The 25,238-nt window shown below is 71.2% G+C and carries 22 protein-coding genes and 2 pseudogenes; 15 read left to right on the top strand and 9 right to left on the bottom strand.

The window, feature by feature from the left end:
* The first annotated feature begins 50 nt into the window (after positions 1–50).
* The 4 genes and pseudogenes from AC067Z_RS14065 (at position 51) to AC067Z_RS14050 (ending at position 2,228) form a co-directional block, all read left to right on the top strand.
* Positions 51–506, top strand: coding sequence for a DUF4279 domain-containing protein (locus AC067Z_RS14065; RefSeq protein WP_478789739.1), 456 nt, complete (start codon positions 51–53; stop codon positions 504–506).
* Positions 507–783: 277 nt separating this feature from the next.
* A complete protein-coding gene (locus AC067Z_RS14060; RefSeq protein WP_478789738.1) occupies positions 784–1,308 on the top strand; it encodes a hypothetical protein in 525 nt (174 codons plus the stop codon).
* Positions 1,309–1,331: 23 nt separating this feature from the next.
* Positions 1,332–1,517, top strand: a pseudogene (locus tag AC067Z_RS14055) (UTRA domain-containing protein); the annotation flags it as partial.
* 234 nt (positions 1,518–1,751) lie between these two features.
* The gene (locus AC067Z_RS14050; RefSeq protein ID WP_478789737.1) at positions 1,752–2,228 is read left to right on the top strand and encodes a DUF5958 family protein; all 477 of its coding nucleotides are present in this window, start codon (positions 1,752–1,754) and stop codon (positions 2,226–2,228) included.
* A gap of 397 nt (positions 2,229–2,625) precedes the next feature.
* Here AC067Z_RS14050 and AC067Z_RS14045 read toward each other — a convergent pair whose 3' ends face one another.
* Both AC067Z_RS14045 and AC067Z_RS14040 read right to left on the bottom strand, forming a co-directional pair.
* Entirely contained in the window at positions 2,626–4,293 is a 1,668-nt protein-coding gene (locus AC067Z_RS14045) for an FAD-dependent oxidoreductase (protein ID WP_478789736.1), read from the bottom strand.
* A 27-nt stretch (positions 4,294–4,320) separates the two neighbouring features.
* Positions 4,321–5,226 (bottom strand): AurF N-oxygenase family protein, encoded by a 906-nt coding sequence (locus tag AC067Z_RS14040; protein WP_478789735.1) that lies wholly within the window; start codon positions 5,224–5,226, stop codon positions 4,321–4,323.
* Between the two features lie 89 nt (positions 5,227–5,315).
* Between AC067Z_RS14040 and AC067Z_RS14035 the strand changes: the two genes are divergently transcribed.
* The 3 genes from AC067Z_RS14035 to AC067Z_RS14025 all read left to right on the top strand — a co-directional run bounded on the left by AC067Z_RS14035 (position 5,316) and on the right by AC067Z_RS14025 (position 9,561).
* The gene (locus tag AC067Z_RS14035) at positions 5,316–6,044 is read left to right on the top strand and encodes a TetR/AcrR family transcriptional regulator (RefSeq protein ID WP_478789734.1); all 729 of its coding nucleotides are present in this window, start codon (positions 5,316–5,318) and stop codon (positions 6,042–6,044) included.
* A 193-nt stretch (positions 6,045–6,237) separates the two neighbouring features.
* Positions 6,238–8,571, top strand: a complete 2,334-nt coding sequence (locus tag AC067Z_RS14030; RefSeq protein ID WP_478789733.1) for a glycosyl hydrolase family 95 catalytic domain-containing protein — start codon at positions 6,238–6,240, stop codon at positions 8,569–8,571.
* Between the two features lie 258 nt (positions 8,572–8,829).
* Complete coding sequence (locus AC067Z_RS14025) at positions 8,830–9,561, top strand: DUF2470 domain-containing protein (RefSeq protein WP_478789732.1); 732 nt, start codon at positions 8,830–8,832, stop codon at positions 9,559–9,561.
* A gap of 93 nt (positions 9,562–9,654) precedes the next feature.
* Here the strand turns inward: AC067Z_RS14025 and AC067Z_RS14020 are convergent, their stop codons facing one another.
* Both AC067Z_RS14020 and AC067Z_RS14015 read right to left on the bottom strand, forming a co-directional pair.
* Positions 9,655–9,837 (bottom strand): hypothetical protein, encoded by a 183-nt coding sequence (locus tag AC067Z_RS14020; protein ID WP_478789731.1) that lies wholly within the window; start codon positions 9,835–9,837, stop codon positions 9,655–9,657.
* Positions 9,834–10,343, bottom strand: coding sequence for a hypothetical protein (locus tag AC067Z_RS14015; protein WP_478789730.1), 510 nt, complete (start codon positions 10,341–10,343; stop codon positions 9,834–9,836). The genes AC067Z_RS14020 and AC067Z_RS14015 overlap by 4 nt, the downstream gene beginning before the upstream one ends.
* Before the next feature lie 221 nt (positions 10,344–10,564).
* On the opposite strand from AC067Z_RS14015, the gene AC067Z_RS14010 reads away from it, so the two are divergent.
* Positions 10,565–10,996 (top strand): DUF7144 family membrane protein, encoded by a 432-nt coding sequence (locus tag AC067Z_RS14010; protein WP_478789729.1) that lies wholly within the window; start codon positions 10,565–10,567, stop codon positions 10,994–10,996.
* 257 nt (positions 10,997–11,253) lie between these two features.
* Positions 11,254–13,344 (top strand): SpoIIE family protein phosphatase, encoded by a 2,091-nt coding sequence (locus tag AC067Z_RS14005; protein WP_478789728.1) that lies wholly within the window; start codon positions 11,254–11,256, stop codon positions 13,342–13,344.
* Positions 13,345–13,421: 77 nt separating this feature from the next.
* Here the strand turns inward: AC067Z_RS14005 and AC067Z_RS14000 are convergent, their stop codons facing one another.
* Positions 13,422–14,297 (bottom strand): (2Fe-2S)-binding protein, encoded by an 876-nt coding sequence (locus AC067Z_RS14000; protein WP_478789727.1) that lies wholly within the window; start codon positions 14,295–14,297, stop codon positions 13,422–13,424.
* A 229-nt stretch (positions 14,298–14,526) separates the two neighbouring features.
* On the opposite strand from AC067Z_RS14000, the gene AC067Z_RS13995 reads away from it, so the two are divergent.
* From AC067Z_RS13995 to AC067Z_RS13980, 4 genes are read left to right on the top strand one after another with little or no spacing between them, the layout of a single operon-like run.
* Positions 14,527–15,720 (top strand): ATP-grasp domain-containing protein, encoded by a 1,194-nt coding sequence (locus AC067Z_RS13995; protein ID WP_478789943.1) that lies wholly within the window; start codon positions 14,527–14,529, stop codon positions 15,718–15,720.
* Entirely contained in the window at positions 15,717–17,474 is a 1,758-nt protein-coding gene (locus AC067Z_RS13990) for an IucA/IucC family protein (protein ID WP_478789726.1), read from the top strand. Before AC067Z_RS13995 ends, AC067Z_RS13990 begins: the two co-directional genes overlap by 4 nt.
* 6 nt (positions 17,475–17,480) lie before the next feature.
* Positions 17,481–19,247 (top strand): IucA/IucC family protein, encoded by a 1,767-nt coding sequence (locus tag AC067Z_RS13985; RefSeq protein WP_478789725.1) that lies wholly within the window; start codon positions 17,481–17,483, stop codon positions 19,245–19,247.
* Positions 19,244–20,512: a type III PLP-dependent enzyme gene (locus AC067Z_RS13980; RefSeq protein ID WP_478789724.1), complete on the top strand. Its 1,269-nt coding sequence runs from the start codon at positions 19,244–19,246 to the stop codon at positions 20,510–20,512. Before AC067Z_RS13985 ends, AC067Z_RS13980 begins: the two co-directional genes overlap by 4 nt.
* On the opposite strand, the gene AC067Z_RS13975 is transcribed toward AC067Z_RS13980, so the two are convergent.
* Together AC067Z_RS13975 and AC067Z_RS13970 are read right to left on the bottom strand one after the other, a co-directional pair.
* Entirely contained in the window at positions 20,454–21,119 is a 666-nt protein-coding gene (locus AC067Z_RS13975; RefSeq protein WP_478789723.1) for a response regulator, read from the bottom strand. The genes AC067Z_RS13980 and AC067Z_RS13975 overlap by 59 nt on opposite strands.
* The gene (locus AC067Z_RS13970; RefSeq protein ID WP_478789722.1) at positions 21,116–22,069 is read right to left on the bottom strand and encodes a HAMP domain-containing sensor histidine kinase; all 954 of its coding nucleotides are present in this window, start codon (positions 22,067–22,069) and stop codon (positions 21,116–21,118) included. The genes AC067Z_RS13975 and AC067Z_RS13970 overlap by 4 nt, the downstream gene beginning before the upstream one ends.
* A 210-nt stretch (positions 22,070–22,279) precedes the next feature.
* On the opposite strand from AC067Z_RS13970, the gene AC067Z_RS13965 reads away from it, so the two are divergent.
* Together AC067Z_RS13965 and AC067Z_RS13960 are read left to right on the top strand one after the other, a co-directional pair.
* Positions 22,280–22,765, top strand: a complete 486-nt coding sequence (locus tag AC067Z_RS13965) for a cation:proton antiporter regulatory subunit (RefSeq protein WP_478789721.1) — start codon at positions 22,280–22,282, stop codon at positions 22,763–22,765.
* A gap of 3 nt (positions 22,766–22,768) precedes the next feature.
* Positions 22,769–24,001, top strand: coding sequence for a cation:proton antiporter (locus tag AC067Z_RS13960; RefSeq protein WP_478789720.1), 1,233 nt, complete (start codon positions 22,769–22,771; stop codon positions 23,999–24,001).
* A 51-nt stretch (positions 24,002–24,052) separates the two neighbouring features.
* Here the strand turns inward: AC067Z_RS13960 and AC067Z_RS13955 are convergent, their stop codons facing one another.
* A complete protein-coding gene (locus AC067Z_RS13955; RefSeq protein ID WP_478789719.1) occupies positions 24,053–24,304 on the bottom strand; it encodes a hypothetical protein in 252 nt (83 codons plus the stop codon).
* 147 nt (positions 24,305–24,451) lie between these two features.
* Positions 24,452–25,179 (bottom strand): annotated as a pseudogene (locus tag AC067Z_RS13950) (2OG-Fe(II) oxygenase).
* Positions 25,180–25,238 lie beyond the last annotated feature (59 nt).

Here is a 25,238-nt window from a genome sequence, read left to right as displayed (position 1 = left end):
AGGCAGCCGCCTGATCTCATCGGCCCTCACACAGGGCTACCCTCCGCACGATGACTCTTCGCCAGTACACCTACTTCGCACTGTTCAGCGATCACCTCTCCGCGGACGAATTGGCGTTGCAGCTGAAGGTCACCCCTGATGAAGTGTCCGTTCGTGGCAGCCGTCGCACCGATCCGCCAGTGCCGGTCAACCACGTCTGGAAGATCGTCTGCCGAGACCCGGGTCTGTGCGTCGACGAACAGATTGCCCAGATCCTCAGCAGACTCCAACCGCACACGAACCGCATCGCCGAAGTCGTCAGCCACCTGGCCGACCATGGCGGCGGAGCGGTGCTCCAAGTCGTTCGCTACTTCCACGACACCGATCCAGACCAGTCTCCGTTCCCGGACGCACCCAACCTCTTCGGCTGGCACCTGCACCGCAGCGTCCTGGATTTCCTCACCGCCACCGGTGCCGAGCTCGACGTCGACGAGTACGACATGACCCCGAACGGGAACTCCGGCTGACTCCCCGCTCAGCGCGACCAGCCGACGCTCCCCGCTGTTCGATCACGCCAACAGCCGACTTGACGCGCTAAGCGCCTGAGGTGTCTGAATTGCGCCGTTCACACGGCTGAGCCCTCGTCTGTTGAGAAAGTTGGCGACGGGGCGCCGTCCAAGTGCATACCCAAGGCCGGAGGGCCCAGGCCTTCCGTTGCAAGTTGCGCGCCATGCGCTTGAGGAAGGCGCAACCGGTCCCATCGGCCGGGATTCTTGTGGTCCCCCTTTGGGCAAGGCTGACGAGGTGTCCGACAACACGATATGGATCGCTGCTCTCACCGGCGGCACTGCCGTCCTCGCCGGCTGGGTGACGAGCCGGGGCCAATCCCGGGCCGCCCGCATACAAGCGGAGACTGCCGCGAACTCCCAACGTACGGATCGGCTCCGCGAAGCTCGACGTACGGCCTATGTCGAGTTCATCGAATGCACTCATCGGATGGGCGCGCTGTACTGGAAGATTTCCGAATCTCACGCCGTCAGTGACGCCGCGGTACGGGATGACACCCTGGAAGACTTGCGGCGCCTCCTACAGGCTGAGTACGTGGTCCTGCGTCGCTGCGTGCGCGTAATCGCCTTGGAAGGACCGGATGCCGTGGCGGCTGCAGCGGAAGCTCTCAAGGCCACAACAGATAGCTCCTTTGCGGCATTTCGGGCTTTGATTGACGGTGAAACCGGGGCTGCGCAGCGGTTTGACGACTGCTACGCCCCCTTCTGGCAAGCCCTGACTCGCTTCGTCAGTACTGCCAAGGGTGCTTTGCAGGAGATGTGAGTCAGCCGACGTTGAGTCCTGGACGTCCGGCCCGCGCCACACAGGAGCAGGCGAACCTGCTCGGCATCTCGATCGGTGACCTGGTCACTCAGATCGAGCGGAATTACCACGACAGTGAGGGTCGTCCCGTGGAGACGGCGGACATCGTCGTCGCGGACATCCGCTGGGAGATCGCCTACGAGATCGACGTAGCGCAACGGGACGCGTAGCAAGTGGAATTGTTCCCGTGCACGTGAAGTAGCCCTGGGGTCAGGTGAGTAAGAACCTCTGGGGGTTCAAGGTGGCTCGCTTCCACTCACCGCGCGCGCCCCGGCTCGTCGTCGGGCCCGAGGCTCTCCGCCCGCTCCGGGCCCGACTCCGCCGGCCGCGTGGCAAGAGCGCTTGCTGCGGCCAGGCCGTTTCCTGTGGATCATTGTCGTTGGTTACGCGAGGAGTCGTGCTGCATGCCGCTGGCTCGCTCTAGACTCGCGGCGATGTGGAATGATCGGGAGGTGTTGGGGACCAGTAGTGAGGATGGGCGGGCCATTTGGCGTGAAGCCGAGCGGATCGTCAACGAGGTCGCCCAAGGGCTCCGCACGTTGGACGACGGGACAACCTGGTTCTCCGCCCTCGCCCCGGCAGAACGGCAGGCGGTACTGCAAGAAGTCGCCGGCTACGCGATGCAAGCGCACATCACGACGGCGGACGGGAGCGCGGGAGTTGCCCGTTCCGGAGTGAAGCCCACGGCTAACCCTTCGATGATGATTTGCATGGACCCACCCCGCTACTGGTTCGCAGCCCTCCCCGCTGACGAACACGTCAAAGCGTTCCGTGTCCTCGTCTCGGTGTTCTCCGTCGCCGACACCCGCCGCAGGCAGACGTACTGCAAAGGCACCTGCGGACACGCGTGGCACAACTTGCCCTCAGCCGTGAGGCCGTAGCGGCGGCGGCACAATGATCCAAACGAGGCCCCCTGGGACGTTTCCTGCGGATCATCTGATCGTTTGTTGATGAGTGTCGTTGACTGATGCCCAGTGGGCGAGGATGGAGCCGTTGCTACCGGACCGGTCGCCGAGGCGGGGTGGGCGGTGGCGACGCCCCGCCCGGCGGGACTCGGCCGATGGGGCTGCCGATCTGTACAGACGGCCTACGCGAGTGCGCAACGAGAGACTTGATGAGCCGTTGCCGGGGGAGGAACTGGAGCTCTTCCTCCAGTACCTCCACCGGTTCGCAAGGCATGACCTCGATCTGTTCGCCCTCTTGGAGGTGGGTGATCCTGAGTACCCGGCCTACCGGACGTTCAGAAGGGATCCGGAACCAGGGCTCGACTCGTCCGCCCTACCGTGCCTTCCCCGACACGTTGAAGAGCCGTCGGCGCTTGCCGTTCGCCGCCGCCACCAGCTCCGGGACCGTGGCCAGTTTGACCCGCGTACGGCCGTCGCGCCGTCCTCCGGCCAGCTCCGCACGGTCGATGGCGGCCATGCCGCGGGCGTCGACGACATGGCGGTTGCGGCGTCTCGCGAGTCGGTGGAACGCCTTCGGCGGGTGCGCCGGCGCGGGCAGTGAGCCGCCGATGGCGTCGGCGAGAAGCGTCCCGACCGTCTCGGCGGCGCAGGTGCGGTTGGCGCCGATGCCACCCGAGGGGCCTCGTTTGATCCAGCCGACGACGTACGTCCCCGGCAGCCCGGTCACGCGCCCTGCCTCGTGCGGGACGGTGCCGGTGGACTCGTCGAAGGGCAGCCCGGCAACCGGCACGCCGCGGTACCCGACGGCCCGCAGCACCATGCCGCCCGAAATCTCCAGGTCTCCCGCACCTCCCGTGACGCGCACGCCGCGGACGTTGCCGTCGCCGAGCACCTCGACGGACGCCGAGTGGAAGCGGAACACGATGCGCCGGCCCGCCGCCGGCGCGAGCGACCAGTCCACCTGACGGCGAGCGACACCTTGCAGCGCCGAGGCCTTGTCCTTCGGCCCGGCCGCGTCGGCCGTCGCGCCGATTCGCGGATCGTGGTCGTCCACGACCAGCTCCACGCCGGCGAGATGCTTGAGTGCCAGCAGTTCGGACGTGGTGTACGCCGCGTCCTCGGGGCCTCGCCGCCCGAGCAGCACCACCTCCCGCACCTTGCTCGCGCGCAGGGCCGCCAGCGCGTGGTCGGCGATGTCGGTGCCGGCCAGCGCGTTCGGGTCGCAGACCAGGAGCCGGGCGACGTCGAGAGCGACGTTGCCGTTGCCGACGACCACCACCCGCTCGACGGACAGGTCGATCGCGTCCGGCGCGACCTCCGGGTGGGCGTTGTACCAGGCGACGAACGCGGTCGCGGAGATGCTGCCGGGCTTGTCCTCGCCGGGGATCCCGAGCCGGCGGTCGGTGGAGGCGCCCACGGCGTAGATGACCGCGTCGTGGTGCGCGGCGAGTTCCTCCGGTGTGATGTCCCTGCCCACCTCGAGGCCCAGGTGCATGCGCACCCGCGGGTGCGCGTGGAACCGCGAGAAGGTGTCGCCGACCTTCTTGGTCGAGGGGTGGTCGGGTGCCACGCCGTACCGTACGAGGCCGCCGGCGACCGGCAGCCGGTCGACAAGTGTCACCTCGGCGTTGGTGTGCAGCAGCAGGTCCTCGGCGGCGTACATGCCGGCCGGTCCGGTGCCGACGACGGCGACCCTGATCGGAGCGAAGTCGGACGGCAGGCTCCGCTCGAACGCCGGCTCCCCCCAGGCGTGGAAGTTCGGGCTGTCGGCGACCGGTTCGGGCTCCTGGTCCTCGAAGTACGCGGCGTTGATCCCGGCGTACTCCTGCTGCGCCCCGGACAGGCTGTCCACGGGGAAGATCGCGTCCACCGGGCAGGCGTCCGCGCAGGCGCCGCAGTCGATACAGGACCGCGGGTCGATGTACAGCATCTCCGTGCTGCCGAACGCCCGCTCCTGGGGCGTCGGGTGGATGCAGTTGACCGGACACACGGCGACGCAGGTGGCATCGCTGCAGCAGGTCTGGGTGATCGCGTAGGTCATGGGGTCCGTCGCTCGGCTCGAGTCGGGTCAGATCAGGTTCGCGCGCTTGTAGAAGATCAGCGCCGGCTTGGTGAGCAGGCGGGCCGAGGCCAGGAAGTCCATCAGGCCCGAGCAGCTGGAGCGCATCAGGGACTTGTGGTGCTCGTTGGACTTCGCCTCGCCGACGGCGCGCTTCCTGTCGAGGCCGGCGTTCGAGTAGACGTCCTTGTTGACCATGCTGGTGACGATGACGTAGGACGCGACCGCGATGACGACGGCATGCACCTGGCGGCGCAGTCGGCCGGCCTTCGCCAGACGCTTGCGCGTCTCGTCCCGCGCGAACTTCATGTGCCGGGACTCCTCGACGACATGGATGTTGTTGATGGTGCGGACGAACGGCACGACACGCTCGTCCCGCATCCAGTCGCGCTGCATGACGTCGAGGACCTCCTCGGCCACCAGGATCGCCGCGTACGCCGCCTCGCCGAACGCGATCGCCTTGAAGGCCCTGCCGAGTTCGATCGCGAAACGGTGCGGACGGTAGGCGGGGGCGCCGAGCTTCTTCGCGCCGCGCGCGAACATGATCGAGTGCCGGCACTCCTCGGCGATCTCGGTCAGTGCCCACTGGAACCGGGCGTCGGTCGGGTCCTTCGCGTAGATGTCACGCAGCACCATCTGCTGCAGGATCATCTCGAACCAGATGCCGGTGCTGGCCACCGAAGCGGCCTCCTGCCGTGTCAGCTCCTTGCGCTGCGCATCGGTCAGCTCGCTCCAGTACGCCGTGCCGTAGAGCGTGCTCCACTCCGGGCTCGCACCGTGGAAGTCCTTGTCCAGCGGCGTCTCCCAGTCCACCTCGGTGGCGGGGTCGTACGCCAGCTGCGCGGCCGAGTCGAGCAGTCGCCGGGCGACATCGTGCTCGGGCAGGCTGCTCTCGACCTTCGGCGGATGGGTCATGGCGGCTCACTCCTCGGGGACGGGCTGCTACCTGTCGGAACCTGCTACCTTGAGTAACAGTTACCGGCGGTAGCATGTAACCTGTGGTCGTGGCAGTCAAGAGCGGGGGAGAGGCGAAGTCGGGGGACGGGCGTAAGGAGCGGTGGAGATCGCACCGTGCCGCGCGGCGCGAGGAGTTCGTCGACGCGGCGCTGCGTACACTGGCCACGAGCGGCCCGGAGTTGCGTGTCGAGGAGGTGGCGGCGGAGGCCGGCGTGAGCAAGCCCGTGCTCTACCGCCAGTTCACCGACAAGGCGGACCTCCTGGCCGCGCTCCACGACCGTGCGGCAGCGATGCTGATGGAGCGGCTGGTTCCCGCGCTCGACCCGGACGCCACACCGAACGAGCAGATCGCCGGTGCCATCGACGCCGTCTTCTCGGTGCTCGACGAGCACCCCAACCTCTACTGGTTGGTCAGCCGCACCGTCCCCACCGGGCCGACGAGCGAGGGGAAGGGTGTGCGGGTCGGCAAGGAGCTGGCGGCAGCCACCCTTGCCGACGTGTTCGGCGGATACCTCGACGCGTTCGGCCTCGACACCCGTGGGGCGCAGCCGTTGGCGTACGCGATCGTGGGCATGGTCCATGTCACCGCCGAGTGGTGGCTCGAGTCCGCCGCGATCAGTCGTCAGGAGGCCGTCGGTCATCTGACCCGGATGGTGTGGGACTGCCTCGACGGGTTCCTGCGCCGAAGCGGCGTAGTGCTGAATCCCGACGAGCCGATCGACCCGGACGAGGTTCTCCGGCGCACCCGCAACACCCCTGGTCCGCCCCGCTCCTGAGGCAGGCGCGGCTGAGGCCCCAGCGGTAGTCCTCCGAGGTTTCCTGCTCGGGTGCCCGCGCTACCGCCTCCTGATCGCGAACCCGGCCTTCCCTCCCTGCTCTTGGATTCAGATTCATCGGAGGTATTCCGGTTTGCCTCCCAACCCTGCACCATGCGTGGGGAGTTCACCATCCGAATGGGGAGGCGCATACGTGAACGCCCAGGCAGGGTACGGAATCTCACGCAGAACGGCGATCGCTTCGGCGGCGGCGACCGGTGCGGCCGTGTGGACGGCCGGTCCCGGTGTCGCGTGGGCCCGGCCGGGACCGCCGTCGGGGGGCGTGGCGGCCGCGGATGTCCACGAGCGGATCGCCCGCGCGGCCGCGCTGCGCTGGAGGCGGATGCCCGCGGACTGGAAGGACGGCCCCTTCCTGGCCAATGGGCTCCTCGGCGTCCAGGTCTACCGCGGGGCGACCCCCAGCTCCGTGAAAGTCATGGTCAGTCACAGCCAGGTGCAGGATCAGCGGAGTCAGTGGCGCGCCACCTATGGATACTCGCGGCTGCCCGTCGGCCACTTCGATCTCATCCTCGCCGGCGAAGTGACGGGGATCGACTGGACCCTCGACATCTGGGACGCCGAACTCCACGGCACCATCACCACCACCCGTGGCAGCGTCCGGTTCTCGATGCTGGTGCACAACACCCGCAGCGCACTGCTGATCTCGACGCGGCCCACCGCCGGGGAGGAGACTGCTGCCTGGGCGTTCACATCCATGCCCGCGACGTCCCCCCGTACCAAGGACAAGCCCGCCGACTACACCGGCAATCCGGACCCACGGTCCGGCTCCTCGGGTGCCACCCACTACGTCGAACAGCCACTCGTCGCCGGAGGCGGCTGGACCACCGCCTGGCGCGAGCGCCGAGCGGGGACCGGGAGCCTCCTCGCCGCCCATCTCGTCTACCGTTTCCCCGGGGACCTCGCCGGGACCACCGGACTCGCCGTCGCCGACGTGGCCCGGACTCTCGCCGCCGACCCGGACGACCTGGTGGCTGACCACCGCCGCTGGTGGCACCGCTTCTACCGCCGCAGCCTCCTGTCCGTGCCGGACAAGCGGATCCAGGACTTCTACTGGATCCAGCTGTACAAGGCGGCCTGCGCGACCAGGGCCGGCGGCCCCTCCATGTCCGAGTGGGGACCCTGGTATCCGGAGACGGGTGGGAGCTGGACGGCGGTGTGGTGGAACCTCAACGTCCAGATCGCGACCTGGCTCATCCAGGGCTCCAACCACCAGGAACTCGACTCCGTCACCTCGTCGTTCAGGGCCTTCGAGAAGCATCTGCCGCTGTCCGTGCCACCGGAGTACCGCGACGGCGACACCTATGCGCTCGCCCACCCCTCCGACTGGATGCTGCGCCCCGGCGCATGGACGGTCGGCGTCCCCGGCACGTCGAGGAAGACCGACAACACCGGCAATCTCATCTGGGCCATGCACAACGTCTGGCTCAGCTACCGCCACACCATGGACCTGCGCATCGTTCGCGACGTGCTCCACCCGATACTCGCCAAGGCGGTCAATTTCTACGACCACTTCCTCCACGAAGGCCCCGACGGCAAGCTGCATCTGCCGCTCACCCGCTCGCCCGAGTGGGCGGACGCCGAGGACTGCACCTACGACCTGTCGCTCATCCGCTGGGCGTGCGCGACGCTGCTCGAGTGCCAACGCCTGCTCCGTACGCACCATCCGCGGGCCGGACGCTGGCAGGAGATCCTCGACCGCCTCACGCCCTATCCGCGTGACGCGACCGGAATCATGATCGGCGCCGGACGGCCGCTGACCGAGTCGCACCGGCACTTCTCGCACATGCTCTGGTTCTTCCCCCTCCACGAACTGGACTGGGACCGCCCCGGCGACCGGGACGTCATCCGGACGACCTTCGACCACTGGGTCGGGGAAAGGCAGTTGTGGGCGGGCTACAGCTATGCCGCCGCCTCGTCCATGGCCTCGCGGATCGAACGGCCCGAGGACGCGCTCGACCTGCTCACCTTCTTCACCGACGGCAACCTGATCAAGAACGCCCGGATGACCCCCAACACCATGTATGTCGAAGGGGGGAACCTGGCCACCGAGAGTCCGCTGACCGCCGCCCAGTCGGTCCTCGACATGGCGGTGCAGAGCCATGGTGGAGTCGTTCGGGTCTTCCCCTCGGTGTCCCGCCGCTGGCCGGACGCGTCGGTGGAGTCGTTGCGCACGCAAGGCGCGTTCCTGGTCGACGCCGACCGGTCGGGAGGAACGACACGCTGGGTCCGCGTGCACAGCGAGGCGGGCTCGCCGCTCGTGCTGCAGCACGGCATCGGGGGAGACATCGAGGTACGCGACTCCCGCGGACGTCCGCTGCGCCACCGGGAAACGGCACCGGGCCGCATCGAGATCGCGCTGGAACGCGGCGCGACCGCTCTCGTGGCCCCGAGGGGAGCGCGGGTCGATCCGCGGCCGCGCGATGTTCCGGCCGTCGGCCTCTCCGAACCCTGGGGCCTGCCGGGGTGACGGGACCGCGCACCGGGCCCGGGGCCGTACAGGGACCGCGGGCCGGAGCCGTGCTGTCGGCGGAACGGCTCCGGTCCGCTTCGTCATGTCCGGCTACCGCCTGCGCCCCGCACCGAATGGCACGACGACCGGATCCGCGCCGCGGGCATACGGGATCTTCGAGCGGGACGACGGCCCGGACCCTCGGCCGGAAGCAGGGGCTGACGAGAGGCCGCGAGGAGCTGCTAGGTTAGGCAAGCCTAACCTAAGGAGATCTTGATGGGCCTCACAGACGTCTGCGGCGGCGGACCGAGCGATGCCGAGCGGATCCGCTCCGTCCTCGCCGGAGCGGGATCGCTGAGCCTGACCACCGGCGGGAACTGCTACGACCTGATCGGTATGCACGCGGTCGACGGGAAGGGGCAGTTGAGGCTCCACGCGCCCAACGACAGCCCCCTGGCAGCGGAGGCCGCCTGCGCCCCACGAGGCGTACTCGCCGCCCTTCTGGAGTTCACCGATGTCGCGCCCACCGCCGTCCGGGACCGGGTGCGCGCCCGGGTGACCCTGTCCGGGTGGCTCACGGCGTGCGGTGAGGACCGGGAGCCCGGCGTGTGCGTGCTCCGTCTCGACACCGCCCGCGCGACCCTGGAGAAGGACGGCGCCGTCGCCGACGTCGGCCTGGACGAAGTGGTCCTTGCCGAGGCCGACCCGCTGGCCTCCGAGGAGGCGGGTCTGCTGACCCACATGGCCGACGACCACGTCGACGTCGTCACGGCGCTGAGCCGGCTGGGCGGCCCGGAGCTCCTCGTCGGCGTCGAACGGATCCGCCCCTACGCGTTGGACCGCTACGGCATCACCCTGCGCTGCGAATACGCCCGCACCCACCGCGACCTGCGCATCCTGTTCCCCACCCCACTGCGCCACGCCGATGACATCGGCTCCCAGGTGGACGTGCTCCTGGCCGCCGCACGCCACTGCCCCCACCACCAGGACGCGCACGACCGTCCTTGACACCCGCGCACATCCCGTGCGGACCCACGGTGTGCGCGGCGGAATCCGGTCGGGCCCCGGGGGTGTTCGAGGGCACGTCCGCGGCCGGCCCGGTCAGGCGGGCCTCGCTGGGACTACTTCGCCCGGGGCCCGCTCCAGCAGCTCCGCCGTGACGAAGCCGACCACCGCGCAGACCACGATCAGTGGCATCTGTTCGTGCGCGTCGCGGCCGAGGAGCAGGACGGTGAGGACGGTACTGGTGACCGGCAGCCGGGTGACCACGGACACCGCCGTCACGACCCCGAGCGCCAGTGCCGGAGTCGCCCGGCCGTCCCCAGCACAAGCGCGGTCTTCGGATCCGCGGCCCGTTTCGCGGAGCGCAGGGCCAGCAGCGCCAGGCCGCTGCCGAGCGCCATCAAGGGAGCCTCGGGACCGAGGACCACACCCAGCGGCAGCGTCGCGAGCGCCGCGAACGCCACCCCGGGCAGCTCCCTCGGCCCCAGCTGCGGACCGCCGATCCCGTTCACCGGTACGTGGCCGCCGCCTCCCGGCACTCTGGTGACGACGGGCGCCAGCAGCAGCCCTGCCAGCAGCAGGGCGGGCAGCGGCCACCACCACGGGGGCTGCTCGTGCCCCGCCGACGCAGGAAGCGTGTGCCACACCCAGTGCTGGAACTCGTGCTGCAGGCTCACGAAGAAGAAGCAGGACAGAGCGATGGGCACACCGACGAGCACGGAGAGCAGCAGCAGGCGGGAGTAGCCGCCGCTGCGCAGCATCCCGCGCAGGCTCGGCGCTTCCGCCATGGGGCCTCCCGTAGCCGGTGTTCGCCCCAGTCAACGCCGGGACGCCACCGGCGCGCCCGGTGGGCTGCGGGAACCGGGTGACGGCCCGCCGGAGCCGGGCCGTCACCCGCCCGGCCTCATCCGAATGGCGCAGGGATCACCCGGGGCGGACGCTCGAAATCCGCACGCACCCAGGATCCCGGACGAGCACGCACGGGTTTTCGGACGAGAAGGAGCGACCCATGAGTCAGCAATCACCTCCGGTCGGTGCCAGGCCGCCCGCGCCGGATCCCTCCAGTGCCTGGGTGACCGGTGGGGTCGCCTTCGCCGGAATCCTGATGCTGTGCGGCGGCGTTCTGGCCGTGTTCCAGGGCATCGCGGGCATCGTCGAGGACGACTGGTACACCCGGGTCGGCGGCTACGTGTACCGGATCAATCTCACCGGCTGGGGCTGGATCCACCTGGTGCTCGGCATCCTGGTCGCGATCACCGGCGCCGGCGTGCTCAAGGGCGCCGAGTGGGCCCGTCTCACCGGCATCCTGCTGGCGTCGCTCAGCCTGATCACCCAGTTCCTCTTCCTGCCCTATGCACCGGTCTGGTCGGTGATCATGATCGCGCTCGACGTGTTCGTGATCTGGGCGCTCGCCGCGTACCGCACGGGTCGCGTCGAATGATCCTCCACGTGCCACGAGTCCGCATAGGGTGAACTCCGTTGATCGCACGGGCACTTGTGCGTTCCCCCCCGCCGCGCCCCGCTCGGCGCGGCAGGGGTGTGCCGAAGACGTCCCGCACACAATCCGCACCGGGAGATCGGGCCGAAGGGCTGCGGTTTTCGCCGGTGGGGAGGGAATATGGGAGGTACCCGTCATCCCGGTGTGAGGACGTGAGAGATCCGGCGTGCCCGAGCATCGTGACAGCGGAAGGAGCGATTGTGGGCAGCGCTGACGTGTTCCGTGCCGGCCTCTCGGCGGACGGTCGGGCGGATGCGGCGCTGTCGCCGCCGGGCGGGCTCATGGACGTGCTCGGGGTGGCCGCCGTCGTCCTCGACTCGCAGGGACGCATCGTCCTCTGGAGTCCCCAGGCCGAGCAGCTCCTCGGATACACCCCCCAGGAGGCGCTGGGCAGGTACGCCGCGCAGCTGCTCGTCGCCGACGAGCACTTCGACTTGGTGCTCAACCTCTTCCAGCAGGTCATGGTGAGCGGGGAGGGCTGGGAGGGCGTCTTCCGGGTACGGCACAAGGACGGCTCCACGCGCCTGCTGGAATGGCGCAACATGCGGTTGCAGGACGACCTCGGCGGCTACTACGCCCTGGGGCTGGCCACCGACCAGGTGACCCTGCGCCGGGTCGAACGGGATCTTGCGCTCTCGGTGCGCCTCGTCGACCAGTCGCCGATAGGTCTCGCCGTCCTCGGCGGTGATCTGCGGTGCGTGGCGGCGAACCCGGCGCTGGAGCGGATCGGCGGACTGCCCGCGGAGCAGCTCGTGGGCCGCAGCATCCGCGAAACCCTGCCGTTCGGCGACGCCGACAGCCTCGAGGCCGCCATGCGCGATGTCCTCGACACCGGCGCGCCGCTGCTGGACCGCCATGTGCTCGGCCGTCTTCCCTCCGAACCGGCCGGTGAACGTGCCTGGTCGGTGTCCATGTACCGGCTGGAGGACCCCGGCGGGCGCGTGATCGGCCTCGCCGTCTCGGTCGTCGACGTCACCGACCGGCACCGCGCGGCCACGGAGGCTGAGCGCGCCCGCAGGCGCCTGGCACTCGTCGCCGACGCGTCCGTACGGATCGGGACCACTCTCGACCTGGAGCAGACCGCGCGGGAACTCGCCGACGTCGCCGTGCCCGAGCTCGCCGACGTCGCGGCCGTCGATGTCCTCGACAGTGTGCTCGTAGGCCCCGACGGGCGGCCGAACCGCATGCCGGACGAGGGACCGTTGCTGATCCGTGCCCTGGCCGTCGCCGCTGCGTACCCCACCGTCGCCGTCGAGGCGGCGGACCGGCCCGGGGAACTCGCCCGCTACGACGCCGGCCGGCTCGTCACCCAGTGCGTCGACACCGCACGGCCGGTCACGATCCCGGTGCTCGGCGAGCAGGATCTGCGCGACATCGCACGGGACAGCAGGGCCGCCGCGCTGCTCGCCGATGCCGGCGTCCACTCGTACATGGCGGTGCCGCTGATCGCGCGCGGTGAGGTGCTCGGTGCGCTCGACCTCAAACGTGCCCGTAATCCGCTGCCCTTCACCGACGACGATGTGCTGCTCGCGACCGAGTTCGCCTCACGGGCCGCCGTGTGCATCGACAACGCCCGCTGGTACCGCCAGCAGCGCGAGACCGCGTTGACCCTGCAGCGCAGCCTGCTTCCCGAGACCCCGAAGCACCTCGTCGGCCTCGAGGTCGCCTCCCGCTACCAGCCCGCGCGGGCGAACAGCGAGGTCGGCGGCGACTGGTTCGACATCATCCCCATGGACCGCGAACGCACCGCGCTGGTCGTCGGGGATGTGATGGGCAGCGGGGTCAACGCCGCCACCGCCATGGGCCGGCTGCGCACCGCGACCCAGACCCTCGCCCGGCTCTCCCTCGACCCCGCGGTGGTGCTGCGCCACCTCGACGAGATCACCGCCGGTCTCGACCCGTACATCGCCACCTGCATGTACGCCGTCTACGACCCCCACCGCGCCCAGTGCTGCATCGCCAACGCCGGGCATCTGCCCCCGGTGCTGGTGCGCCGCGGGTGCGCGCCGCGGCTGCTCGACCTGCCCACCGGGACGCCGCTGGGCGTCGGAGGGGTCGCCCTGCGCAGCATCACCGTCGGCATCGACCCGGGCGATGTCCTCGTGCTCTACACCGACGGCCTGGTCGAGACACGCGACCAGGACATCGACGTCCGGCTGGACACGCTGCTCGGCCTGCTCCAGACGTCCGACGCGACGCTGGGCGAGACCTGCGACCGGCTGCTGCAGGCACTGCGCCAGCCCGACACACCCGACGATGTCGCCCTGCTGATCGCCCGGGTGACCGGTTGACGCATGTCCCGGTCGGGGAGCCGCCGTTCGGCCGCGTGCCGACCTGCCTGCGCCGGGCGGCAGGGCCCGTCGGCCCGTCAGTTGCCGGGCCGACCGGGCGGGGTGTCGCCTTCGAGCCGGCGCAGCAGTTCCGCGTCGCACGTGCGCGGGCAGGTGGCGCACGCCTCGTCCGGGCGAATCGTGTAGTAGAGGCAGCAGCCGAGCCGCGTCCGCGTCGGATACGACGCCCCGTCACGGCCGGTCAGACTGCGGAAGTCGGCGCCGCCGGGGAACGGGGCGACGGGTCCTGGCAGCAGCGCGCCCGCCGCCCGCACAGCACGCTCCTCCTCGCCGAGCATCCGCCCCAGATACCAGATGCCGGACACCAGATCGTCGCCGACCATGCCCCACAGGGCGCGCGGTCCGCGCCGCAGCCGCGGTCCGAGCGCCGCGAGCAGCGGACGGACGTGCTCGGCGACCGTGGTGCGCAACTCCGCGCGCAACGCCTCCTCGTGGGGCACCACTCGTGCGCCGGGCAGCCCGGCCGCCGGATCGTCCGGGAGGCAGGCGAAGCTGCCGGGCACGACCTCGCAGGCGTCCGTGGTGCGGCTGATGCGCACCTCGTGCGGCAGCAGGCGGGGGACCCGGCGTTCGAGGTACCAGGGGCCGCTGATCAGCAGACAGACCGTCCACAGATGACCGTGCAGGGCGCGGGACGCGACGACGTCGGGGCGGGCGGTGTGTGCGTACCGCTCGCGGATGCGGGCGGCCTCCGTGTCGAGGAAGGCGTCCAGGAGTTCCGGGCGGCAGACCAGTTCGGCACCGTCCGCCCACCCCTGGCCGACGGGGGAGGGCTCGCCCACCGTGAGTTCGAGCGCCGGGCACACGGCGGCAAGGTGTCGGTAGGCCGAGGCGAGCAGGGCGGCACAGCTCGCGGCGGGTCGGCCTGGTGCCGACGCCGGGGCCAGGATCACGGAATCTCTCCTCGAACGGGCAGGGCGATGTGCAAACCGCGACGGAGCGCCGCGAACTGAGGGAAGCCTCACCTTACCCACACTCGGGTGGGGTCGCTGTGAACCGGGGGGCGGGAGTGGCGAGTTGGCACCTTTAGGCATGCCTAACCTAAGCTCACCCGTGATGACCAGGAACGGCGCCGCGTGCGACGTGCCCTCCTCGAACCGTGCGCGCGGAAGTGAACGACTCATGCAGCTGTATCTGCTCGCCCTCAACCCCACCGACTCGGTCACCGAGGGATTCCTGCCCGCCGCGCGCAGGCTCGGCCTCGCCGTCACCGTGCTCACCGACCGGCCCGCCGACCACCGCGACAGGTACCCCGACATCGAGGTGCTGCCGTGCGACGTACGTGACTTCCGTGCCGTCATCAGCCGTATCTCCGCCCGCGGCACCCCGGACGCCGTCTTCACCAACAGCGACCATCTGCAGACCCAGGCCGCGCTCGCCGCCGACTGGTTCGGCCTGCCCGCCAAGGACTGGCGCGCCACGCTGCGCACCAAGGACAAGGCGCAGATGCGCCGCCGGCTCGCCGCCACCGGCGCCGACGCCGTGCGCTCCGTCGAAATCCGCGCCGGTCAGGACCCGTCCACCGCCCTCGCCCGCACACCCGTCCCCTTCCCCTGCGTCGTCAAACCGCGCGAGGGCGTCGCCAGCGAGGACGTCGTGCGCGCCGACGACGAGGCCGCACTCGTACGGCACTGCAAGGAGATCCAGGACCGCAGACCCGGCGACGCACTCGTCGTCGAGGAGTTCCTGCCCGGCGACCTGTGCACCCTGGAGACACTCGGCGACGGCCGGCGCCGCCATGTCCTCGGCGGATTCCGCACCCGGCTCTCGCCACCCCCGTACTTCATCGAGGAACAGCTCACCTACGTGCCCGCGCACCCGGAGCACGTGACCGCCCAGGTGCTCGCCCAGCTCGACGCGCTCGGCGTCGGCCTCGGGGCATGCCACACCGAATTCGTCGTCCACGACGGACGCGCCCGCATCATCGAGGTCAACTACCGCGCCATCGGCGACCAGTGCGATCTGCTCCTCGCCGAACTGCTCGGCATCCCGCTCTTCGAGCACATCCTCCACACCCATCTCGGCCGCCCGCTGCCCGCGGACCTCGACCTGCGGACAGACCGTGCCGCACGGCTCGACTACCCGTGCGCCGATCGCGCCGGCACCCTGACCGCCGCGCCCGGCCCCGCCGATCTGACCGCCGACGGCGTCCGTCTGACCTACCGGCCCACCCGTGAGCTCGGCGAACGGCACGAACTGCACCACACCAACCGCGACTTCCTCGGCATCGTCCGCGCCGTCGGCGACAGCCGGCAGGCCGTGGGCCGCGCCGTCGACGCCTTCCTCGCCGCACACCGCTGGGAGATCACGCCGTGACACCCCCGGCCGCACCGGCGGACCGCCCCGAAGCCGCCCGTCTGCTGCTGCGCGTCCTCAGTGCACTGCTCCGCGAGGACGTCGCCCATCTGCGCACCCGCGGCACCCCGCTGCGGGCACCCGACGGCACCTGGCTGAGGCTGGACACCGGAGCGGGCGAGGCACTGCTCCTGCCCGTCCACGAGGACGGGTTCCAGAGCCGGTGGGCCGCACGGCTGCCGCTGCTGCGCCGCGAGAGCGACGGATCGGAACTGACGACGGCCGACGACATCATCGAGGAGCTCGCCCGCCTCGCCGACCCCGCGGACCGGGCCGGGTACGACGCCTTCGCCGACGAGTGCCGTGCCGCGCTCGACACCGCCTGCCTGCACACCGACACCCACGCCGCGACCGCCGATGCGCTGGCCGACCGGTACGGTCCCGACGTCGCGGACTGGACCGGACCTGCCGCGTCACTCGCCTTCGACACCCTCGCGGCCCGCACCGACCACCCCGTGTACCCCACGTCCCGCGCCCGCGTCGGCCTGACAGGCGGTCAACTGCGCCGCTATGCGCCGGAGTTCCACCCGAGCTTCCCCCTGCGCCTACTCGCCCTGCCCCTCGACGCCGTCACACGCCAGGGGCTGTCCCCGTCCGAGGGCTCCTGGCCGGCCCCGTCGCGGTTCGGGCTGCCCCCGAGGCTGGACGACACCCATTTCGCCCTGCCCGTGCACCCGCTGACCGCCGACGGCCCGCTGAAGGACGCCCTGCGCAGCACCGGACTCGACGGCCGGGCCCACCTCTGCGAGCAGCCTTTCGCCGAGGCGGTCCCGACGCTGTCGATGCGGACCGTTGCGCCGGCCGGGCACCCTGGCGTCCACCTCAAGCTGCCGCTCGCCACGTCCACGCTCGGCCTGCTGAACCGTCGCACCGTCAAGCCCGGCAGCCTGCGCGACGGCGCCGCCGGACAGCGCCTGCTGGAGGCCGTGCTCGCCCGCGAACCCGGCTACCGCGACACAGTCCTGCTCGCCGACGAGACGGCGTACGCCCACGCGGGCCACGAACTGCTCGCCGTACTCCGCCGCACCCTGCCCGACGGACTCGACAGCGCAGCCGTCGTGCCCATGGCCGCGCTCCTCGCCACGGCACCCTGCGGCCGCCTCGTCATCGACCGGCTCGCCGACCGCTACTACGGCGGCAATCCTCTCGCCCTCCTCGACGCCGTCCTCACCCTGCTCCTCGGCTGGCAGACCACCCTGTTCGGCTACGGCATCGCCCTCGAGTCCCACCAGCAGAACATCTCCCTCGTCCTCGACGACACCGGCCCGAGACGGCTACGGCTGCTGTTCAAGGACAACGACGGACCGCGCGTCAACATCAGCCGGCTGCGCGACCGGCTGGGCACCGGCGCATCGGACCCGGACTTCGACGACCCCCGCATCCTGGGCACCTCCGACGGACCGGTGACCGATCTGTTCACCACCATCACCGTCCACCTGTGCGCCGGTGTCTACGCGTTCGGCCTCGCCGCCCACGGGCACGCCACGCTCGGCCGGCTGCTCGGCCTCGTCCGCGACCGGCTCGACGAAGCCGTCGTACGCCTCGGCCGCGAACACGGCGGCGACCTCCTGCGTACCCATGTACGGGAAGCGTCCCACCTGCCGGTCAAGGCCATGGTCACGGCGGGCACCCTGCTCACCAAGGGGAGATCCGGAGCGAGCGACATCAACAAGCACTACACCACCGGCCCCAACTACCTGTCGCGGGAAGCGTGACCGACCATGCCCAGCACCACCCCCCGCCCGATGCGCGCATCCCAGCCGCCCGCGGCACCGCCCCGCACCCTGTCGCGGCCGGCCGGCCTCCCCGCCTGCGCACCGCTCGCACCGCCCACCGCGGACGACGCCGTGGCACACACGCTCCTCAACTGCCTGCTCAGGGAGGTCTCCGGCCCCGAACGGCAGACCACGGTCGCCGACGGCCACCTCCAGCTGAGGCTGCCGCGCCGCGGTGTGCTGCTGCGTATCGCCCTGCGCCGCACCTCGGCGATCGGCGCCCACCGCTTCACCGGCCCGGTCGCCGAGCACGGTGACGCCGGTTGGAGGGCGATCGGCTGGCGGCGGCTCGCCGAGCACACCCACGCCGAACTGACCCTGCGCAGCGGCGTGGACAACGACGAGTTCCTCACCCAGGTCGAAGCGAGCCACCGCGCCGTACGCGCGGCGCTCGCCGCGCCCCGGCGCGCGCCCCGCCGCACCGGGCGCCTCGCGACCTACCTCGCCTCCGAACAGTCCCTGTTCCTCGGGCACCGTTTCCACCCCACACCCAAGGCGCACGGCGGTGACCCGGACGCCTGGTCCGCGTACGCGCCCGAGTCCGGGGCCGCTTTCCCGCTGCGGCTGCTCGCCGTACGCGAGGAACTGACAGCCGAGGAATGTGCCACGCCGGGCGCCGCCGGACCGCTCGACCGGCTCGGCGAGGCGCCCGCCGGGTACCGGCTGCTGCCCGCCCACCCCTGGCAGTACGACCTGCTGCGTTCCAGGCCGGCACTGCGCGCCGCCCTGGACCGTGGCGACGTCCTCGACCTGGGGCCCGGCGCCACGCCGTTCGCCGCCACCGCCTCCGTACGCACCCTCTACGACGGCGACACCTTCCTGAAGTTCAGCCTCGACGTGCGCATCACCAACTGCGTACGCAAGAACGCCCATTACGAACTCGCCGGCGCCGTCGCGCTCACCCGCCTCCTCGCACCCGCCTTCGACGACCTGGCAGCCCGCTTCCCCGGGAGTGCCGTCCTGCGTGAGCCCGCCTACCGCAGCCTGGCCCTGCCGGGACCGGACGGCACACCCGACCGTGAACTCCTCGAAGGTCTCGGAGTGATCGTCCGCGAAGGCCTCGAAAGCCGACTGCACCCCGACACCACCGCGCTCCTCGCCGCCGCCGTGGCCGACGAGTACCCCACCGGTCCCGGGCATGTCTCCCGCCTGCTCGCCGGCGAAGGGCCCGCCGCCGCCCTCGCCTGGTGGCGGCGGTACCTGGCACTGCTCGTCCCGCCGGTGTTCGCCGCCTACTTCGACCACGGCCTCGTACTGGAACCCCATCTGCAGAACGTCCTCGTCGGTGTCGACCCGGACGGCATGCCCGCCCAGGTCCTCTTCCGCGACCTCGAAGGCACCAAGCTCCTGCCCGGCCGGCACGCCGACGCTCTTGCCGCACTGCCCGCCGACGTGGCGGCACCCCTCACCTACGACTCGCGCCGCGGCTGGGACCGCGTCGTGTACTGCCTGCTGGTCAACCATGTCGCCGAACTGCTCGCCGCCATCGCCGACCAGCACCCGCACCTGGAGAGCGCCCTGTGGCAGCAGGTCCGCCGCACCGTCGAGTCGTCCGCCGGCCGGCACGGCGCCCCGCCGGAACTGCGTGCCCTGCTCGCCGGTGTGCCGCTGCCCGCCAAGGCCAACCTGCTCACCCGCTGGCAGCGCAGCGCCGACCGCGATGCCGGCTACGTCCCGCTCGGCTCGCCCCTCGTGAACGGACCCTCCCGATGACCGCGCCCACCCGGACCGTGCGCGACCGGGCGCTCGCCCTCGCCGCGGACCAACTGCCCGCCTATCTGTACGACCTCGGCGCCCTGCACGACCACGCCGCCCGCATCCGCGCCGCCCTTCCCGACCGGGTGGAGCTGTACTACGCGGCCAAGGCCAATCCCGAGCCCGAGATCCTCACCGCCCTCGCCCCCCACGTCGACGGCTACGAGGTCTCCTCCGGGGGCGAACTCGCCCATGTCGCAAAGGCTGTTCCGGGACACCCGCTCGCCTTCGGCGGCCCCGGCAAGACCTCGGCGGAGACGGTCCGAGCCCTCGAAGCGGGCGTCGACCGCATCCACGTCGAGAGCCTGCACGAACTGCGCATGCTCTGCGCACTCGCCGCCCGCACCGCACCGGGGCGCCGCACCCCGGTGCTGCTCCGCTTCAACCTGCCGCTCGACGACGGCGCCTCGGCAGGCAGTTCGCTCACCATGGGCGGCCGGCCCACCCCGTTCGGCATCGACCCGGCCGAGGCAGACGAGGCGGTACGCCTCCTCACCGACGGCAGCCACCCGCACCTCGAATGGCGCGGCATCCACGCGCACCTCGCCAGCGGCCCGGCCGCGCCCGCACTGCTCGCCGTCGCCACGTCCGTCGTCACCTGGGCACAGCGCCTCGCCGCCCGGCACCGCATCGCCCTGCCCGAGGTGAACGTGGGCGGCGGCATGGCCGTCGACTACGCCCGCCCCGACGACCGCTTCGACTGGACCGCGTACGGCAAGGGCCTCGGCCGACTGGTCGACAGCCTGCCGGGACTGCGGCTGCGCATCGAGCCGGGCCGCGCGCTGACCGCGTACTGCGGCTGGTACGCCACCGAAGTGCTGGACGTGAAGCACAGCCACGGCGAGGACTTCGCGGTCGTCCGCGGCGGCACCCACCATCTGCGCACGCCGGCGACCAAGGGCCACGACCAGCCCTGCACCGTGCTCCCGGTGCCCGACTGGCCGCATCCCTGGCCCCGCCCGTCCGCCCGGCACGACCGCGTCACCCTTGCGGGCCAGCTGTGCACCCCGAAGGACGTCCTGGCGCGAGGAGTACCGGCCCCGGGCCTGCGCGCCGGCGACCGCGTGCTGTTCGCCCTCGCGGGCGCCTACGCCTGGAACATCTCGCACCACGACTTCCTGATGCACCCGCGCCCCGGTTTCCACTTCCTCGGCGCGCAGGAGCCTAGGGTTCGATCAGACCGACCCGGATCGCATAACGGGTCAGTTCCAGACGGTCCTTGAGCCCCAGCTTCTGCAGCAGATTCGCCCGGTGGCGCTCCACCGTCTTCGCGCTGATCACCAGGATGTCGGCGATCTCCTTCGACGTGTGCCCCTCAGCGACCAGCTTCAGGATCTCCTCCTCCCGCTCGGTGATCGCCCGCGCGGGCAGCGGATCCCCCTCACGGGCCCGGTCCAGATACCGGCGGATCAGCGTGGTGACCGCGCCCGGGTAGATGAACGGCTCGTCGCGCACCGCCGCCCGGCACGCCTCGACCAGATCGCGGTCGGCCACGGACTTGAGGACGTAGCCGCTCGCGCCCGCCTTCAGCGCCTCGAAGAAGTACTGCTCGTTGTCGTACATCGTCAGGATGAGGATGCGCAGACCCGGCTGGAGGCGGGAGAGTTCCCGGGCGGCCTGCAGGCCCGTCAGCCGGGGCATGGCGACATCCAGGACCGCCAGGTCGATCTGCTCGGTGCGGGCGATGGCGACGGCCTCCGCCCCGTCACCCGCCTCTCCGACGATCGTGAGATCCGGTTCGTTGTCGAGGATGAGCCGGACCCCGCGGCGTACCAGCGCGTGATCGTCGGCGAGCAGAATGCGCGCCACGGCCGGTCGGGGTGTCGTCATACGGTGATCCCTTTCCTGGCCGGCACGCGCAGGCGCACCTCGGTACCGCCGGCCGGTCCCGCGCCGAGCGTCAGTTCGGCGTCGATGAGCAGGGCCCGCTCGCGCATGCCCTGGATTCCCGAGCCCGCCGCTGCGCCGCCGAGCCCCTTGCCGTCGTCGCGGACCAGCAGCTCCACCTCTCCCGCCGGCCCGCCGCTCAGACGCAGCTCCACCGCATCGGCGCCCGCGTGCCGCACGGTGTTGGTCAGGCCCTCCTGCGCGACGCGGTACACCACCAGTTCGGCTTCCTCGTCCAACGGGGGAAGGCCGGCCCCGATGTGGTGCCGCACGGTCAGGGAGGACGTGGAGAACTCCGCGGCCAGCGCCCGCAACGCACTGTGCAGTCCCAGCTCCTCCAGCACCCCGGGCCGCAGCCGCCGGGCGATCCGCCTGATCTCGTCCAGGCCCGCCCGCGTCGTCTCCTGCACCTGGTGAAGGTCCTCCCGCAACGGCTCGGGGACCTGGTCCGCCGCCCGTTTCAGATGCAGCAGCACGGCCGTCAGCGTCTGCCCGACCTCGTCGTGCAACTCCTGCGCGATCCGGTGCCGTTCCGCCTCCTGTGCGGACAGCACCCGGGCGCTGCTCGTCGCCCGCTCCGCCTCCAGCCGCTCCAGCATCGTGTTGAAGGTCGCGATCAGCTCCGCCGTCTCGCCGGGCCCCGTGACCGGGGTCCTGCTCCCCGGCCGCAGCAGATCCGCCGCCGTCATCGCACGGCTCAGCCGCTTCAGCGGAGCGAGACCGATCCGCAGCATCACCGCGTTGGCCACGAGCATCACCACCAGCCCCACGCCGAGCACCAGTGCCTCGCCGAGCAGCACCGGCGTGGAGACCGTCACCGGCCCGAGCAGCAGCAGGACCGCCACGACCAGCACCGCGGCGTTGAGCAGGAAGATCCGCCAGAACAGCGACATGGCCCGACTCTCCTCCCGCTTCCGCTCACATGTGTCCCCGACCAGCCTTTACGCCGACGGGGGGCCTTGTCCATCCGTGCTGACACCCATGTCGCGGGACGCCGAAGGGATGACACGATGTCGGACCGGTGCGGTCCGGCCCGCCCGGTCGGCAGGTGGGCCGCACATCCCGTAGCCGTGAACGAAGCGAACGAACAAGGAGGACGGGCCGTGCCCGCTCCCCGGATGAGCACGACACCCCTGCCAGGCATCGGTGTCCAGTACGACCTCACCACCCGTGAGCACCGTCATCTGTCGGTGATCGCCCATCGGGACGGGACGAGGACGGTGAACGTGTACCGGCCCGACGACCCCGACGCGTGCGCGCAGTCCCTCCACCTGACGGGCGCGGAGACGGCCTCGCTGATCGACGCCCTGATGCCCGATCACCACAGCTCCAACGTCCTGCACACCACCGACCTCGGCCTGGTCGCCGAGCGCATCGAACTGTCCGCGCACGCCGTGTGGAACGGACGTGTCATGGGGGAGATGCGGCTGCGGACCGAGACCGGCGCGTCGGTCGTGGCCGTACTTCGCCGGGCGGACGCGATCCCCTCGCCGGGGCCGGACTTCCGCCTCGCGGGAGGGGACACCCTCATCGTCATCGGCACCCGCGAGGGCGTCGAGGCGGCCGCCGCGATACTCGGTCGGGAGTGATCGGTGCACTCCGCTCTCTTTCTGATCGAGTTCGGCGCGATCATCCTCGGCCTGGGGCTGCTGGGGAGATTCGCGGGGCGTCTGCGGTTCTCGCCCATCCCGCTGTACCTGCTGGCCGGTCTCGCCTTCGGCGAGGGCGGTCTGCTGCCCCTGGGCGCGAGCGAGGAGTTCGTGGCGATCGGCGCCGAGATCGGCGTCATCCTGCTGCTGCTCATGCTCGGCCTCGAGTACACCGCCAGCGATCTCGTCTCCAACCTCAAGACCCAGTACCCGGCAGGGCTGGTCGACTTCACCCTCAACGCCCTGCCCGGCGCGATCGCCGCCCTGCTGATGGGCTGGGGGCCGGTGGCCGCGGTCGTTCTGGCCGGCGTCACCTGGATCTCCTCGTCCGGCGTCATCGCCAAGGTCCTCGGTGACCTCGGGCGGCTCGGCAACCGTGAAACCCCGGTCATTCTCAGCATCCTCGTCCTCGAGGACCTGGCGATGGCGGTCTACCTGCCGATCATCACCGCCCTGCTGGCGGGAGTGAGCCTGGCCGCGGGCAGTGTGACGCTGGCCATCGCGCTCGGCGTCGCCGGCCTGGTCCTCTTCGTCGCCGTCCGCTACGGGCGGGTCATCTCACGCTTCGTCAGCAGCGACGACCCGGAGAAACTGCTGCTCGTCGTCCTCGGCCTGACCCTGCTGGTCGCCGGCATCGCCCAGCAGCTGCAGGTCTCCGCGGCGGTCGGCGCGTTCCTCGTCGGCATCGCCCTCTCGGGGGAGGTCGCCGAAGGGGCGCACACACTGCTGAGCCCGCTGCGAGACCTGTTCGCCGCCGTGTTCTTCGTCTTCTTCGGACTGCACACCGACCCGTCCAGCATCCCGCCCGTGCTGCTTCCCGCGCTGGCGCTGGCGGTCGTCACGGCGCTGACGAAGATCGCGACCGGCTACTGGGCGGCGAAGCGGGCCGGTGTGGGTCCCAAGGGCCGCTGGCGGGCGGGCGGCACGCTGGTCGCCCGCGGCGAGTTCTCCATCGTGATCGCGGGTCTCGCGGTCTCGGCGGGGATCGAGCCGTCGATGGGGCCGCTGGCGACGGCGTACGTGCTGATCCTGGTGGTCGTCGGCCCGTTGACCGCCCGCTTCACCGAGCCTGTGGGTACGTGGCTGACGGGTCGGCGCCGGCCCCCCGCGGTGGGGCCGGACCGGTCCGCCGAGCCGCGGCCGGAGGCCACGGCGACGGTGGACGCCCGCGACTGACCCGTCGCGTCGGGGGTACGCCGCGCGGGCGACGGCCGCGGCGTACCCCGCTCAGCGCGCACCGGGAGGGCCGCCACGGCGTGGGGCGGACGGCGGCTCGAACAGGCCGGCCGCCACGCCGGCCAGGACCAACCCCGCCGCCAGGAGCAGGCCGTGCGGCAGCACCATGCCCGCCGCGACGGCGGCCAGCGCGCACACCAGCACCACCCAGGCACGTCCGCGCCCGCGGAGCGTACGCGGTATGCGTCCGGCACGGGTCCCCGCCCGCGGTCGCGCGCTGTGCTCGTCGACACCAGGCTGCATGGCTCCTCCGTCCGCTGTACATCCAGCCTCGCGCGCACCGCCGCTCCGCGGTATCCGGGCAGGCACCCATTTCCGGCGGACCGAACCCGTAGGGGCCCGTCCGATCCGGCATACCCGGGATTTCGGGCCGCGGGCATACCCGGGGTCTCAGGCCGCGTCGTGGAAGACCAGGCCCAGCGAGCGGCGCACACCCGACCGCACAGTGCTCACGCCGTGGCGCACGGCGCCCGCCGACCAGCCGCGGCGTGAGGCGACGGGCCTGTCCCGGGTCGTGAAGATCAGGCCGTGGCCCTGTTCGAGCGCACGGACCGTGCCACGGGACTGCGCCCGTGGGCGCTGCTCGACGAGCAGGAACTCGCCGCCCGTGTAGTCGGATCCGTACGCGTCCAGGCCGATGACGCCTGGAGCGGGAAGACCATCTCGCCGAACACGTCGCGGTGCAGCGCGTTCCAGTCGCCCGCCTCGTAGCGCAACAGGATCTGGGCGGACCGGTCCTGGCCCGCCGCGTGGCACATGGCCAGCCACTCGTCGAGGGTGTCGGGCCATGGCGCGGGGCGGCCCAGGCGCCGTGCCCAGTCACGGGCGACCGGCAGCAGACGCGGATACAGCGCGGCACGCAACTCGGCCACGGGACCGGGCAGATCATGCGTGAAGTAGCGGTAGCGGCCCGACCCGAACCTGTGCCGCGTCATGTCGATCGTGCTGCGGAACAGTTCGTCGCGCTCGTACAGCCCGGCGATCTCCCGGCACCGGGCCGGTGTGAGCAGCCGGGGCGTGAGCGCGCAGCCGTGCTCGTCTAGTTCCGTCGCGAGGCCCGGCCAGTCGGCGCCGTTCACCCGCTGCCGCAGCGGTCCGGCCGTGCTCGTGGTGGTCATGGCTCTCTCCGGGTGGGAATCGGTGTCGTCCGCCTCCAGGGTGCGGCCGCCACCGCCCG

It is taken from the genome of Streptomyces sp. NPDC043812 (assembly GCF_056436245.1).
Note: the sequence above shows the minus strand (reverse complement) of the source record. Positions and strands in the feature narration are given on the sequence as shown.

Bases quoted from the DNA above. Each gene is read 5' to 3' on its own strand.
- AC067Z_RS14065 (WP_478789739.1), top strand. From the start codon at position 51: ATGACTCTTCGCCAGTACACCTACTTCGCACTGTTCAGCGATCACCTC.
- AC067Z_RS14050 (WP_478789737.1), top strand. From the start codon at position 1,752: ATGCCGCTGGCTCGCTCTAGACTCGCGGCGATGTGGAATGATCGGGAG.
- AC067Z_RS14045 (WP_478789736.1), bottom strand. From the start codon at position 4,293: ATGACCTACGCGATCACCCAGACCTGCTGCAGCGATGCCACCTGCGTC.
- AC067Z_RS14040 (WP_478789735.1), bottom strand. From the start codon at position 5,226: ATGACCCATCCGCCGAAGGTCGAGAGCAGCCTGCCCGAGCACGATGTC.
- AC067Z_RS14025 (WP_478789732.1), top strand. From the start codon at position 8,830: ATGGGCCTCACAGACGTCTGCGGCGGCGGACCGAGCGATGCCGAGCGG.
- AC067Z_RS14015 (WP_478789730.1), bottom strand. From the start codon at position 10,343: ATGGCGGAAGCGCCGAGCCTGCGCGGGATGCTGCGCAGCGGCGGCTAC.
- AC067Z_RS14010 (WP_478789729.1), top strand. From the start codon at position 10,565: ATGAGTCAGCAATCACCTCCGGTCGGTGCCAGGCCGCCCGCGCCGGAT.
- AC067Z_RS13995 (WP_478789943.1), top strand. From the start codon at position 14,527: ATGCAGCTGTATCTGCTCGCCCTCAACCCCACCGACTCGGTCACCGAG.
- AC067Z_RS13985 (WP_478789725.1), top strand. From the start codon at position 17,481: ATGCCCAGCACCACCCCCCGCCCGATGCGCGCATCCCAGCCGCCCGCG.
- AC067Z_RS13980 (WP_478789724.1), top strand. From the start codon at position 19,244: ATGACCGCGCCCACCCGGACCGTGCGCGACCGGGCGCTCGCCCTCGCC.
- AC067Z_RS13975 (WP_478789723.1), bottom strand. From the start codon at position 21,119: ATGACGACACCCCGACCGGCCGTGGCGCGCATTCTGCTCGCCGACGAT.
- AC067Z_RS13970 (WP_478789722.1), bottom strand. From the start codon at position 22,069: ATGTCGCTGTTCTGGCGGATCTTCCTGCTCAACGCCGCGGTGCTGGTC.
- AC067Z_RS13955 (WP_478789719.1), bottom strand. From the start codon at position 24,304: ATGCAGCCTGGTGTCGACGAGCACAGCGCGCGACCGCGGGCGGGGACC.